The organism is Burkholderia sp. BCC1047, assembly GCF_902833155.1.
GTDB classification, from domain to species: Bacteria; Pseudomonadota; Gammaproteobacteria; order Burkholderiales; family Burkholderiaceae; genus Burkholderia; species Burkholderia sola.
Map to the genome: position 1 here is coordinate 206,522 of NZ_CADFEH010000008.1, position 14,641 is coordinate 221,162.

Annotated in this window: 10 protein-coding genes; 7 read left to right on the forward strand and 3 right to left on the reverse strand. The window is 65.2% G+C overall.

Features of this window, described 5'->3' with window-relative positions:
• Positions 1–135 precede the first annotated feature (135 nt).
• From HWX55_RS11790 to HWX55_RS11810, 5 genes are all read left to right on the forward strand, one after another.
• Entirely contained in the window at positions 136–3,555 is a 3,420-nt protein-coding gene (locus HWX55_RS11790; protein ID WP_175975728.1) for an ATP-binding protein, read from the forward strand.
• 67 nt (positions 3,556–3,622) lie between these two features.
• Positions 3,623–4,561 carry a response regulator gene (locus HWX55_RS11795; RefSeq protein WP_175975742.1) on the forward strand — a complete coding sequence of 313 codons (939 nt, stop codon included), beginning with the start codon at positions 3,623–3,625 and terminating at the stop codon, positions 4,559–4,561.
• Positions 4,562–5,208: 647 nt separating this feature from the next.
• Positions 5,209–6,624, forward strand: coding sequence for a sugar porter family MFS transporter (locus tag HWX55_RS11800; RefSeq protein ID WP_175975729.1), 1,416 nt, complete (start codon positions 5,209–5,211; stop codon positions 6,622–6,624).
• Positions 6,625–6,679: 55 nt separating this feature from the next.
• On the forward strand, positions 6,680–7,408 hold the full coding sequence (locus HWX55_RS11805; protein WP_175975730.1) for an HAD-IA family hydrolase: 729 nt from the start codon (positions 6,680–6,682) through the stop codon (positions 7,406–7,408).
• Between the two features lie 30 nt (positions 7,409–7,438).
• Entirely contained in the window at positions 7,439–8,968 is a 1,530-nt protein-coding gene (locus HWX55_RS11810) for a mannitol dehydrogenase family protein (protein WP_175975731.1), read from the forward strand.
• Here the strand turns inward: HWX55_RS11810 and HWX55_RS11815 are convergent.
• Positions 8,957–10,873 (reverse strand): FUSC family protein, encoded by a 1,917-nt coding sequence (locus tag HWX55_RS11815; RefSeq protein WP_244140541.1) that lies wholly within the window; start codon positions 10,871–10,873, stop codon positions 8,957–8,959. The genes HWX55_RS11810 and HWX55_RS11815 overlap by 12 nt on opposite strands.
• A gap of 137 nt (positions 10,874–11,010) precedes the next feature.
• A complete protein-coding gene (locus HWX55_RS11820; protein WP_175975732.1) occupies positions 11,011–12,108 on the reverse strand; it encodes a branched-chain amino acid aminotransferase in 1,098 nt (365 codons plus the stop codon).
• 183 nt (positions 12,109–12,291) lie between these two features.
• Between HWX55_RS11820 and HWX55_RS11825 the strand changes: the two genes are divergently transcribed.
• Positions 12,292–12,750: an Lrp/AsnC family transcriptional regulator gene (locus HWX55_RS11825; protein ID WP_050012095.1), complete on the forward strand. Its 459-nt coding sequence runs from the start codon at positions 12,292–12,294 to the stop codon at positions 12,748–12,750.
• A 53-nt stretch (positions 12,751–12,803) separates the two neighbouring features.
• Here the strand turns inward: HWX55_RS11825 and HWX55_RS11830 are convergent, their stop codons facing one another.
• Entirely contained in the window at positions 12,804–13,952 is a 1,149-nt protein-coding gene (locus tag HWX55_RS11830) for a porin (protein ID WP_175975733.1), read from the reverse strand.
• Positions 13,953–14,233: 281 nt separating this feature from the next.
• Between HWX55_RS11830 and HWX55_RS11835 the strand changes: the two genes are divergently transcribed.
• On the forward strand, positions 14,234–14,641 hold a 408-nt coding region (locus HWX55_RS11835), incomplete at its 3' end, for a leucine zipper domain-containing protein (protein ID WP_175975734.1).

The following is a 14,641-nucleotide window of genomic DNA, read 5'->3' on the forward strand; positions in this document are numbered from 1 at the left end:
TACGTCAATCGACGTATTCCCGGTGCGCGGACTGGAATGTAATTTGCATTGCAGGGCGATCCTGAGCGGCGTGGTCCGCCGTTACGCCGTTCGCGCCCCGCTCGTGCCGCTTTCGCACCAATTCGGATCATCTTCATGTCCCAGAGTCACCCGTCAATGGGCGCGCCCGGTACCCAACGCATCGTCAAGGTGCGCCGCGACTACAACGCGTGGGTCGGCGACGAAACCCTCGAGGACTACGCGCTGCGCTTCACGCCGCGCTCGTTCCGGCGCTGGTCGGAGTTGCGCGTGGCCAATACGGCGATCGGCGCGGTGTCGTTTCTGGTGCTGGAGGCGATCGGCGGCAGTCTCGTCGTCAACTACGGCTTCACGAACGCGTTTTGGGCCATCGCGGCCGTCTCCGTGCTGATCTGGCTGACCAGTTTGCCCATCAGCTATTACGCGGCGCGCTACGGCGTCGACATGGACCTGCTCACGCGCGGCGCGGGCTTCGGCTATATCGGCTCGACGGTCACGTCGCTGCTGTACGCGGTGTTCACGTTCATTTTTTTCGCGCTCGAAGCGGCCATCATGTCGCTGGCGCTCCAGCTGTATTTCCATATTTCGCTGGCGATCGCCTACGTCGTGAGTTCGCTCGTGGTGATTCCGATCGTCATGTTCGGCATCACGCTGATCAACCGCCTGCAAAGCTGGACGCAGCCGCTGTGGCTCGTGTTGTTCGTGCTGCCCTACGCCGCCGTGCTGTGGCGCCATCCCGACCTGATCGCGCAATGGACCACCTTCGCGGGCTTTGCCCCGCAAGGTCGCGCGTTCAGCCTGATCGCCTTCGGTCAGGCGTCGACGGTCGTGTTCGCGCTGATCGTGCAGGTGGGAGAACAGGTCGACTATCTGCGCTTCCTGCCGCCGCTCACCGCGAAGAACCGCACGCGCTGGTGGTTCGCGCTGCTCTCGACGGGGCCGGGCTGGATCGTGCCCGGCGCGCTCAAGATGCTGGGCGGCGCATTGCTCGCCTTCATCGCGCTCCAGTACGAAGTCGATGCCGGCCACGCCACCCAGCCGACGCAGATGTACCTCGTCGCCTATCATCTGCTGCTCGATCCGTTGGGGCTCGCGAGCTGGGCGCTGCCCGCGATGACGCTGTTCGTGATCGTCTCGCAGTTGAAGATCAACGTGACCAACGCCTATGCGGGCTCGCTCGCGTGGTCCAATTTTTTCGCGCGGCTCACGCACAGCCATCCGGGCCGCGTGGTGTGGCTCGTGTTCAACGTCATGATCGCGTTGCTGCTCGTGGAAATGGGCGTGTTCGATGCGATCGCCAAGGTGCTGTCGCTCTACGCGAACATCGCGATCGCGTGGATCGGCGCGTTGTTCGCCGATCTCGTCATCAACAAGCCGCTCGGCTATAGCCCGCGACATATCGAGTTCAAGCGCGCGCACCTCTACGATGTGAACCCCGTGGGCGTCGGCGCGATGCTGATCGCGGCCGCCGTCGCGATGCTCGCGCATAGCGGCCTGTTCGGCGCGCTCGCCCAGGCGATGTCGTCGTTCATCGCGTTCGGCGTGGCGTTCGCGTGCGCGCCGATGCTCGCGGTACTCACACGCGGTCGCTATTACATTGCCCGCGCCGCGCAACCGACCGGCGACGCCACCTCGCTGCGCTGCGCGATCTGCGAAAACACCTTCGAACCCTACGATACGGCGTACTGCCCGGCCTATGGCGGCACGATCTGCTCGCTGTGCTGCTCGCTCGACTCGCGCTGCCACGACCGCTGCAAGCCGCACGCGCGCTTCGCGTCGCAGGCCGGCCGCGCGCTGCATCGCGTGCTGCCCGGTGCGCGACTCGGCCCCGCCGCGCTACGCCTGATCCACTATGCGAGCCTCGTGTTCGCGATGCTCGCGGTGCTGGGGAGCGTGCTCTATCTGATCTGGTCGCAGAGCGCGACGTCGATGAGCGCCGCCGGACCGTCGATCGGCCATGCGCTCTCGGGCAGTTTTCTGAATATCTTTCTCGCGCTCTCGCTGGTGGGCTGCATCGCGGCCTGGTGGTTCGTGCTCGAGCGCGAAAACCGTCGTGTCACGCAGGAAGAATCGCAGCGGCAAAACGAATTGCTGATGCTGGAAATCGACGCGCATCAGAAAACCGACGCGGCGCTCAAGCGCGCGACCGCCGCCGCGGAATCGGCCAATCAGGCCAAGAGCCGTTACGTGTCCGGCTTGAGCCACGAGTTGCGCACGCCGCTGAACAGCATTCTCGGCTACACGCAGTTGCTGCTGCAGGCGAAGGAAGAACTCACGCCCACGCGCTACAACGCCGTGCGCACGATCCATCGCAGCGGCGAGCATTTGCTCGCGCTCGTCGACGGTCTGCTCGACATCGCGCGCATCGAGGCGGGCAAGCTTCAGTTGAACATCGCCAAGGTATCGCTCGCCGATTTCGTCGCGCATCTGACGTCGATGCTCCGTCCGCAGGCGCTCGAAAAGGCGCTCGCCTTCGACGTGCGGACGGTCGGCCGACTGCCCGCCACCGTGCGCACCGACCAGAAGTGCATGAGCCAGATCCTCACGAACCTGATCGGCAATGCGATCCGCTTCACGTCGAGCGGCACGATCACGCTGCGCGTGAGTCACGGGCTCGATACGCTCAAGTTCGAGGTGATCGATACCGGCCCCGGCATCCCGCCCGCCGAAATGGAGCGCCTGTTCCTGCCGTTCGAACGCGGCGAAGCGGCCCATGCGTACGATCACGGCGCCGGCCTCGGACTCACGATCTGCCGCCTGCTCACGCACGCGCTCGGCGGCAGCCTCGAAGTGGACAGCGAAGTCGGCCACGGCACGCGCTTCGTGGTGCGCCTGTTCGCCCCGGCCGTCGACGCGGCGGCCGAAACCCCGACCGAACTCGCGTCGATTCGCGGCTATACGGGTGCGCGCCGCACCATTCTCGTGGTCGACGACCTCGACGACCAGCGCGACATCGTCGTGCAATTGCTGACGCCGCTCGGCTTCGACGTCGCCGAAGCGGCCAGCGGCACCGATGCGCTGCGCTGGCTGGCGATGCACACGGCGGACGCGATCATCATGGACATTTCGATGCCGTTGATGGACGGCTACGAGACCAGCCGCCTGATCTCCGAGAATCAGTTGTCGGGCGCGCCCATCGTGCTGCTCTCCGCCAACGCATTCGCCGACGACCGAGATCGCGCGAGCGCGACCGGATGCAAGGGTTATCTGGTGAAACCGCTGCAGGTGAATCTGCTGCTCGACAAGCTTGCGCAACTGCTTGCACTCGACTGGATCGCGTCCGATACCGGCGCGAGCGCACCGGTCGCGACACCGCCGCTCACGCCCGCCGTGTGGCCGCGCGGGCTCGTCGAGCATCTGCATGCGCATCTCGAAGTCGGCTACGTACAGGGCGTGATCGAACAGCTCGACGCCGCCCGTGAGGCCTGGCCCGCGTTGCGGGATCAAATCGACGCGTTGCGCTCGTTGGCGGAACGTTTTCAGCTAAGGGAACTCGAGCATGAACTTGACCGACTCGCGCGCGGCGCGGACGCATGACGCGCACACCCCGATCGCGGCCTCCCCGATCGTCGAGGCTCCGGCCGCGTGGCTGCGCGAACGGCCCATGATATTGATCGTCGACGATACGCCGGAGAACCTCGCCTTTCTCTCCGATACGCTGCAGGCGAACGGCTACGCGGTGATCGTCGCGCTGTCCGGCGAGGACGCGCTCAAACGCCTCGCGCGCGTGACGCCCGACGTAGTGTTGCTCGACGCAATGATGCCCGGCATGGACGGCTTCGAAACCTGTGTGCGCATCAAGCAGGACGGACGGCACGAGCATCTGCCCGTCATCTTCATGACTGCATTGACGGAAAGCGAGCACGTCGTACGCGGCTTTCGCGTGGGCGGCATCGATTACGTGACCAAGCCGGTGCAGCCCGAGGAGTTGTGCGCGCGCATCGGCGCCCACGTGCGGCGTTCACGCGCACAGTTGTATGCGGAGGCCGCACTGTCGCTCGACACGCGCGCGGCGCTGATCGTCGGCGCGGACGGCACGATTCGGTGGCAGAGCCCTCAGGCGGCGCATCATATCGCTGCATACACGGCCGCGGATGACGACCGCTCCGATGCGGCGCAAACCACGAACGCGCGCGATACCGATGCGCCGCCGAAACTGCCTGCGCCGCTGCGCACCTGGTTCATCGACTGGCTCGCGCGCGGCGCCCAGGGCGACGCCGTGCACGAATTCGGCTCGGGCCAGATACGCCGCTCGGCCAGTGCGACGCTCGGTCCGGAGCCGGGTGAATGGATCGTGATCCTCAAGGAAAGAGACGACACGGTGCATTGCAATGCGCTCGCCGAACGCTTCGGCCTGACCATGCGGGAGGCCGAAGTGCTGCTCTGGGTGTCGCACGGCAAGACGAACCGCGATATCGGCGACATTCTGGGCATCGCCGCGCGCACGGTGAACAAGCATCTCGAACACCTATTCCGCAAGTTGCATGTCGAGACCCGTGCGGGAGCCGCCGCCGCGGCGATCAAGATGCTCGAGCGCACGTGAAAGGGCCGGATCATCGACTTCCCACACCCTTATCTGGCCGCTCGCCGAGGCATAATTTCGTAAACTTGATCTTTTGCTCTTATTCTGGATAATTGTTCATGCCTCGGGCGACGTGCTCCCTGTAGCGCGCGCCACGAGACCATAGCCCGCCAGCCCCTCTCGGCTGGCATCCCCTGTTTCGGCGCCTGACCTGTTGGTCCGCCGAAATACCGTCACGACTCCCCCGGCAACGGCGGAATCGTTCGCCTGCAACGCAGGCCGTGAAGCGCCAGAGGAGACACTGGCGCCTTGCTCCAAAGTGCGGCTCCAGATCGTGCTCAACCAGAGGAATCGTCGCGCCTTCGATCCAAACCGGTTTGGACGGGCCGTGAGCGATGTCCCTACCCGGTGCCCGACATGACGAAGCAATCACCCCACGTACAAACCGGAAGTCCCTCCTGTCGGCGCGTGCCATATGCCCGACGCGGCGGCACGCCGCCCGGCCACGTCCACGCGCTCGCCTGAGCGCCCGTCCGCGACTTCCCGCTCCGCGACTTCAGCGACGCGCCGCCGCACGTGCGGCGGCGCCGGTTACCGGAGTGGGCACATGCCGTCACGTTACGCGTTCGTTCGCCCGTGCGACGAACCGCATCACAAGGAAAACCGTCATGGCTTCTGATTCCGCCCTTCCCGACACACCCGCGGCCCGCCCCCGGCCCGCCCCGTCCGCCTACATGCGTACCGTCGCATCGATCGCGGCGATCGCCGGCGGGCTCTATGGATACGACACCGGCATCATTTCGGGCGCGCTGCCCCTCATCGCGCGAGAGTTCGCGCTCGACTACCGCGCACAGGAACTCGTCGCCGCGGCGATCCTGCTCGGCGCGGTGATCGGTGCGCTGGCCGGCACCCGCATGTCAGCCGTACTCGGACGCCGCAAGACCATTACGATCGTGTCGGCGATTTATGCGGTTGGCGTACTGGCTGCCGCGCTCTCGCCCGACGTCTGGTCCCTTGCCGCTTCCCGGCTCGTGCTCGGATTCGCGGTCGGCGGCTCGACGCAGATCGTGCCGACCTACATCGCGGAACTCGCGGAGCCGCACAAGCGCGGTCGCCTGGTCACCTACTTCAACGTATCGATCGGCATCGGCATCTTGCTCGCGGCATTGATCGGCGTCGCGGGTAACGACCTGTTTTCCTGGCGCGCGATGATCGGCATCGCGGTCGTCCCGTCGGTGATCCTGATGGTCGGCATGACGCGACTGCCGCGCAGCCCGCGCTGGCTTGTCGAGCAGGATCGCATCGCCGACGCGCATGGCGAGTTGTCGAAGGTGCGGGAATCCCAGGCGGCCGTCCGGCACGAGATTGCCGATATTCAGGATGTGGTCGAGCGACAGCAGGACAGCGCGACGTCGGGCTGGCGCACGATGCGCGAGCGCTGGGTACGCCCCGCCCTCGTTGCCGGCCTCGGCGTCGCCGCGTTCACCCAGCTCAGCGGCATCGAGATGATGATCTATTACACGCCGACGTTCCTTCGCGACGCGGGATTCGGCGCGTCGGCATCGCTGTGGGCCGCACTCGGCGTCGCCATCACGTATCTCGTGATGACCTTCATCGGCAAGCTGATCGTCGACCATGTCGGCCGCCGCGCGCTCAGCCTGGCGACGCTGCCCGTCGCGGCAGCCAGCCTCGTGCTGCTTGGCTGCCTGCTGCGCGGCGACTTCGTTTGGCCCATGCAGCAACTGTGGATCGTCATCTGCCTGATCGCGTTCATGGTGTTCAACGCCGGCGGCATCCAGGTCATCGGCTGGCTCACGGGCGCCGAAATCTACCCCGTCGCGATTCGCAACCAGGCCACCGGCGCGCACGCGGCAATGCTATGGGGCTCGAACCTCTTGCTGACCGGCACCGCGCTGACCGTGACCCAATGGCTCGGTGTCGGCGGGGCGATGTGGGCGTACGCGTGTCTCAACGCGCTCGCCTGGGTGTTCATCTTCTTCATGGTGCCGGAAACGCGCGGTCGCAGTCTCGAGGACATCGAACGCGCATTGAAGCGCGGAACCTTCGGGCCGCACCATTCATGATCGCCCCCGCTCAAGCCAGTTACGTCCATCCCGCCTTCTCGTCACGGAAACCGACATGAACGAACTCACCGACATGCGTGAGCTTTCCGACCACGCGCTGATCAGCGATTGCGACGGCGTGCTCGTCAATAGCGAGGCCATCGCCGAACGCATCATCGTGACGCGCCTCGAGCACCTCTGGGGGCTGTCCGGCCTTCGCGACGTCGTGCGTCCCCTCCTCGGCATGCGCGCCGAGCAACTGCTGCGCACGGTCGCCACCATCGTCGATCGGCCGCTCGACGACGACACGCTCGTGGCGATTCGCGCGGACGTTCACGCAAACGCGGTGAATGCACCGGCCATCGACGGCGTGCGCGACGCGTTCGCCGCCATCCCGCTCGTCAAGGCGTGTGCGAGCAACAGCGATCTTGCCTACGTGCGCAGCGTGGTCGAACGGATCGGCCTGGCCGACATGTTCGGCGAACGCTTGTTCACGGCGGACCAGGTGCCCTCGCCCAAGCCCGCGCCCGATGTCTATCTGGCCGCCGCCCGTCGCATGCATGTCGCGCCCGAACGGTGCATCGTCGTCGAGGACAGCGCGACCGGTACGGCAGCCGCGATTGCCGCCGGCATGACCGTACTCGGTTTCGTGGGCGCCGCGCATGCGGCACGAACGCAAGCGGACAAGTTGCGCGCCGCGGGTGCGTACGTCGTCTTCGAGGACATGGCCGCGCTGCCGTCGCTCGTCGAGCGCTGGCTGCAACACATGCACGGCACGACACCCGCTTTGCGCATGCGCGCCTGACCTTCCTCGAACCAGACACACCTCGCGATCATGAACGACAACGCCTCCCCTCTGGCGCGCGAAGACGGCGCGCCCCATCCGCTCTCCGATGCGACGCTCGGACGCGTGGCACCGCACGTCGCCGTTCCCGCCTACGACCGTCGTCGCCTGACCGCAGGCATCGCGCATATCGGCGTCGGCAACTTCCATCGCGCCCATCAGGCGCGCTACATCGATCACGTGCTGCATCTGCCCGGTCACGAAAAATGGGCAATATGCGGAATCGGACTGGGTAACGGCCCGACCTCGGTCGCAAAGGCCGACGCGCTCCGCGCACAGGATTGCCTCTATACGCTGACGGAGTTCTCGAGCGATGGCACGACGACAGTGCGCGTCATCGGTGCAATGATCGAGTATCTGCACGCACCGGGCGATCCGGAGGCCGTACTGACCCGCCTTGCCGATCCGGCGATCCGGATCGTCTCGCTGACCATCACGGAAGGCGGTTACAACCTCGACGAGACGACCGGCGCATTTCGATTCGATACGCCCGACGTCGCGCACGATCTGCTGGGGGGACCACCCCGTACCGCGTTCGGGTTCATCGTCGAAGCGCTCAGACGGCGTCGAGCCGCCAACGTACTGCCCTTCACCGTGATGTCCTGTGACAACCTGCGCAGTAACGGCGATACCGCGCGACGCGCCGTACTCGATTTCGCACGTGCGGTCGACGTCGATCTCGCTGCGTGGATCGAGCGTTACGTGGCGTTCCCGAACAGCATGGTCGATCGAATCGCGCCGCAGGTGACGAACGCGGCCCGCCTGCGCGCCAACCAGTCGTCAGGCATCGACGACACGGCACCCGTCGTTGCCGAATCGTTCTCGCAATGGGTGGTCGAGGACAGTTTCAGCGCCGGACGTCCGGCATTCGACGCCGCGGGCGTCGAATTGCGCGACGACGTCCATACGTACGAGGCCATGAAGGGGCGCATGCTGAACGCTTCTCACATGTTGCTCGCTTACCCGGCGATTCTGTTGGGGCATCGTTTCGTCCATGACGCAATGGCTGATCGCGATCTCGCCGCGCTGCTCGACACCTTCCTGACCCGGGACGTCGCTCCGATCGTCACGCTACCGCACGGCGTGTCCGCGCACGCCTATGCTCAAAGCACGCTCGCGCGCTTCCGCAACGCCGCGCTCGGCGACCAGTTGCTGCGCGTCGCGCACGACGGCGCCTCGAAGATCCCGGTGTTTCATGCAAAGACCATCGGGGCACTGGTCGCGCGCAACGGCGACATGCGCCGCGAAGCTCTGCTGCTGGCTTGCTTTCGGCATTACCTGAAGGGTGTCGACGATCTCGGCAACCCGTTCGTCGTCAGCGAACCGCAGTTCGATGCAGCGGATCTCGATCGTGTGCGAAGCGGCGATCCGCTCGCGATCCTCGACTCAAAACCGTTCGCCGCACTGGACCTCGATGCCAACGCGGAATTCGTCGCGCTGTTCCGCACGATGCAGGCAGCCGTGGCGGCACGCAGGACACGCGATGCCATCCGGCTGGCGCTCGATGCTTCAGATGCCTGAACAACGTATCGCTTCCCGAACATCGGTGGCGAGAACGCTGCGGTCGGAGCGATGCGACCGGTCCTCGCCCGTCGTTTTTCCGAACAGCGCGTCCTCGAATGCGCGGTTGAGTTCGGTCAGCTTCGCGTCGAGCCGAGCCAGTTCCGGATGGGCCGGTAACGGACGATCACCGGATATCGCGAGCGTTCCGTGCCCCACGTTCGCAGCCGCGTCGAGTCGCATCGACCGACTGTGATCCAGATCGTCCATCAACGCATCGATTCGCGTGACGATGGCTGCGCGTGAATGCCGTTCGAATCCGACAACCGAGCCGTCGGCTTCAGCAGGCAGGAGCGTCGCGACGATTCGGCCATGCAGCCAGCAAGACAGTAGCGTGTCCGACAACCGTCGCGCATCGCCGGATACGCGGAACATGCTCCACGCAGCCAACGGCCTGATCGCCATCCGCACGTCGTGAAAACGACGATCGGCCATGCGCGTCTGCGCCGCCTGCGACCGCGTGCCGTCGTCGTGTTCGTGCACGAGTTCGCGCAGCGCCGCCAACAGGTTGTGCGAGCGCGTCGCGATGTGGCGCGATGCCGCCAGCGGCATCACCAGCAGCGCCGCCGCGAGCGAAACCGCACAGCCGATCAACACCTCGCCGATACGCAGTTCCGCAAGCGTTCCGATCTCGAACCCCAGTTGCGCATAGACGACGCCGATCAGCACCGTCAAAAAGAATACGCCGCGCCCGTAGGCATGCAGGATGTGGTACGCCCAGGCAAACACACACACGCCCATGACGATGACCACGACTGCATTCGCATGATGAACGGCGCTGACGACGAGTACGCTCGCGAGTGCGCCGGCGAGCGTGCCAGCGACGCGTTGCGCGCCGCGATAGATCGTGTCAGCGCACGAATACGTACCAAAGAATACGACGAACGTGCTGAGCACCGCCCACATCCATCGCTCCGACGACAGCGTCTCGCCGATCAACATCGCGGCGCACGCAGCCGCCACGGCGCGGACCGCCGGCAACCATGCAAGCGTGCGCCAGCCGGCGCCCCACCGAACCGCACGCGCATGCGGCGGGGACGCGGGCGGACGTGTGGCGGTCCTGCGCGCCGCCACGTCGCCGGCGACGGCATCGAAACGCGCAATCGCCGCGCGTAGCGCCGCGGCGGCGGCATCCGTCCGGTCATGGTTCAGCACGCGCCGGGCGGCCGCGATCTCCAATGCGACGAGCGCGGCGTGCAATGCACGCGCGTCGCGTTCATCGAATGTCGACGCATGATTCTCGAGCGCGATGGCGGCTTCGTTCAACGCGAGCAAATGCGCCATCGCATCGAACTCGCCCGCGTCCGACACGTCGCTTCGCGCAATGCATGCCGCGTGCAGCGATACCGAGCGCGCGGTGAGCCGGGGCGTGTGCGCCGCATGCGTCGGCAACAGCATCCGGCAGACGAGCACGACGCCCGCCGGGCCCGCGATCGACATCGCCAGCATGTGGCCGACCTGTAGCGCGGCCGGATGCAGATAAAGGCCGAGGTAGTACATCGCGATCGCCAGGAACGCACATCCGATCGTACGCGGCCCTTGGGTCTGGCACAGCATCGAACAGAACAGGACGATCACGAAACCCGCCTTGCCGACCGCTGGCCACGCACTCGCGACGGCGGCCGCGGCGAAACTCGCGCATGCGACGCCGTATTGCCACGCCAGCGATTCATACCAGTCCAGCCGGCGAGCATCGCGCAGGAAGAGCGGCGCGATCATCGCGAACAGGATGCCCACGGCGCCCGTGGTGATCGCGAGACCGAGATGCAGCGCCGACGCAATGCCGAGCGCGCCGGCAAGCACGCTCGCCAGTGCGGCGCGCGCACCGCCCAGCAGCCGATGAAGACCGGGGTCGACAATGAACAAGCGGTCAATGGCGCGTGACAACGAAACAGCTGACATGATCGGAGCATTCCAGGAGGGCGCACGTCGGGTGCCGGCCGGCATGCCGGCCGCAGCTTTCAGGACGGCCGCCACGACACGCGACGGCCGCCGTGCCGAACTCAAAACACGCGGTCCACCCAGCCGTGGCGATCGGCTTCGCGCCCGTTCTGGATATCGAGCAGCGCCGCCTTCAGCCGCGACGTGACCGGCCCCGCGCCGCCTTCGCCGATCGTGAAGTCGTACGCGCGACCCTTCACCCGGCCGATCGCCGTCACGACCGCCGCCGTGCCGCACGCGAACGCCTCGACCAGCCGACCGCTGCGCGCGTCCGCCTGCCACTGCTCGATCGTGTAGCCCTCCTCCCGCACCGTGTAATTCAGTTCCCGAGCCAGCGTGATCAACGACGCGCGCGTGATGCCCGGCAGAATCGTCCCGTTCAGCGGCGGCGTCTGGATCGACCCGTCGTCGAACACGAAGAACACGTTCATCCCGCCCAGTTCCTCGATCCAGCGGCGTTCGACCGCATCGAGAAACACCACCTGCTCGCAGCCTTCGCGAGTCGCCTCCGCCTGTGCGGCCAGGCTCGCCGCGTAGTTGCCGCCGCATTTCGCGTCGCCCGTGCCGCCCGGCGCCGCCCGCGTGTACTGCTCGGACACCCACAGCGTCACGCCCGACGCGCCGCTCTTGAAGTACGCCCCGACCGGCGTCGCGATCACGCAGTACAGATACTCCGGCGACGGCTTCACGCCCAGCACCGCCTCCGTCGCGATCATGAACGGCCGCAAATACAGCGCCGCGCCGTCGAACGCCGGAATCCAGTCGCGGTCGGCGCGGACCAGCGCACGTACCGATTCGACGAACATCGTCTCCGGCAACGGCGCCATCGAGAGCCGCTCGGCCGAATGACGAAAGCGCCGCGCATTCGCATCGGGACGGAACAACGCCGCGCCGCCGTCCGGCAGCCGGAAGGCTTTCAAGCCCTCGAAGATTTCCTGCGCGTAGTGCAGCACGAGCGTCGCCGGATCGAACCGGAACGGTTCGCGCGGCCCGATTTTCGCGTGATGCCACCCTTCGTCCGCCGAGTACCGGATCGTCACCATGTGATCCGTGAAGACCCGGCCGAAACCGGGATTGGCGAGCAGCGCGGCGCGCTCGGCCGCCGCGACGGGGTGAGGATTTTGTTCGAATTCGAAGTGCTGGACGGAATCGGTGCTCATCGTTTGCCCCTTGATCGGCAGCGGGACCGTCCCGGCTGCTACGGGCAAAAATTTATCGTAAAAAAAATAATTTCAGGTTGCGTGTTCGCCTTAAGATGGGCGCGATTTAGCAATTCCATGCTTCAAAACCCGAAAACCCGGGCACCGCGTGCCTCAACCGAATAGGTCCGATCAATGGCCGTCATCGAACTGGACGAAATGGACCGTCGCATTCTGAACGTGCTTCAGGAAGACGGACGAATCCAGAACGTGGAACTGGCGCAGAAGGTGGGGCTATCGCCGTCACCGTGCCTGCGTCGGGTCAAGCAGCTGGAACAGGCGGGCGTCATCGAGCGCTACGCGGCGCTGCTCGACGCATCGAAGATCGGCGCGGGATTGACCGTCTTCGTCCGCATCTGGCTGACGAGCCAGGACGCGAAAACCGTCGACCGTTTCACCGAAGCGGTTCAGCGTCTTCCGCAGGTGCTCGAGTGCCACTTGATGGCGGGCGATTGCGATTGCCTGCTGCGTGTCGTGACCGCCGATATCGACGCCTATCGGCAACTCCAGATCGACCACCTGACCCGGATCGAAGGCGTGCAGAGCGTGAAGACCGAGATTCCGATGCAGAAGATCAAGCAGACTTCCGTGCTTCCGCTCTAATCGCGCACGGCGCCAGGAAACGCCGGCGCGTCGTGTCGAACGGGGCATGGGCATCAGAAGTGATGCAGCAGCGCGATACGTGCGACATATTGATTCGGGCCTGACGAGATATCGGCGGCGCCCGGAATGTACGCGTAGTCGAAGTCGGTTCCCGTGTGCGCGTTCATCGCATGCTGATAGACGCCCTCGACAAATACCGACGTGCGTTTCGACAAGTCGTAATTCACCTTCGTGCTCAGCTGATGCCACTTCGGATTGAACGCGCCGATCGTCGACGCGACGCGGGCCTGCGTGTACGTGTATGCCGCGCCGACGTAAAACGCAGTCGTGAAGTGATAGAGTCCGTTCACCTCGAAGTTGTCGAATTTCCACGATTTCCATGCACCGCCCGCCGGCTGCGTCGTGCCGGTGAAATACGCGTTCGAAGTCGGGTCGTAGACGTCGACGTGCGAATACGTGAATCCCACGAGCGCATTCGAGAACGCATAATTCACGCCGATGCCGATGTTCTGCTGCGACGACGCATCGAACGTGTTGTCGCCGGTGATCGCGCCGGTCGAGTCGGCATTGCGTGCGTTGTTGATCTTCAAATACGACGCGCCGACCGTCAGCCCGCCCTGCTGGTATTGCAGCGCGGCGCCATACAGGCGGTTGTTCGCGAAACCGCCCGCCTGATTGCTGAACCCGTACATCGCCTCCGCGGTCACGCCGTGCCACACCGGCGACACGTACTTGACCGCGTTATTCACGCGGAACGAGTAGTCGGTGTTGTCGTTGTCGTACGGATGCGAGAACAGGTAGCCCGTCCAGTTGCCGTTCGCGGTGAGCGGCGAGAAGAGATCGACGCTCGGGTCGTACTGGCGACCGAACGTCAGCGTGCCGTATCGATCCGACGCGATGCCGACGAAGGCCTGGCGGCCGAACTCCCGACCACCCTGGTTCATTTTGCCGGTGTTGACGTCGAAACCGCTCTCGAGCGTGAAAATCGCCTGGTAGCCCGCGCCAAGGTCTTCCGTGCCCTTGATGCCCCAGCGGCTCCCGTAGTCATAGCCGCTTTGCAGTTGCACGGTTCCGTGGCCGCGTGCGTTGCTCGTGTAGTTGATACCGTCCTCGATCTTGCCGTACAGGGTCACGCTGCTCTGCGCATGAGCGGCTGCAGCAAGCAACGCGGCGGGTGCGACGATCCCCCAACGCTTGTTCATGACGATTTACCCCCAAATCTTTCGTTTGCCGGTCGTAACGCTTCCGCGCTGCGTCTGTGCCGCGTCGAGACTGCTCGGCGATGCGACGGGCGCAGTGTAATGAGCCGATTTTTTACTGTTAGCCCCTCGCGGCAGGAAGGTGCTCTTCAAAATGGGGGATGTTTGTCAGCGAGGAAAACGGCTAGCTGTGAAGCTTCAATAGGTTGTATCGATGGTTCATCCGGACTGAGTCTGGGAGACTGGAAGTCGCCAAACACCCAACCTTCCAGGAACCCAGCCGGATGAACACCCATAAGAATGCCCGACTCACTTTCGCGCGTCGACTTGAGATGGTTCAGGAGATCACCGAATTCGGTTCGAGTGTGCAGCAGGCCGCAGCCGATCATGGCGTGACAGCGCCGACCGTGCGTAAATGGCTGGGCCGCTATTTGGTCGGTGGTGCACCAGCGCTGGCTGATGCCTCGTCGCGCCCGGCCCGCTCCCCGCGTTCAATCGCTCCGGCGACGGCCTTGCTGATCGTGGAATTGCGCCAGCAGCGCTTGCTGCAGCGCCAGATCGCCCGACAGGCAGGCGTGTCTGCCTCGACCGTCAGCCGCGTACTGGCGCGTGCTGGGCTATCCCGGTTGAGCGACCTGCAACCGCGCGAACCCGTTCAGCGCTACGAACACGAGGCGCCAGGCGATTTGCTG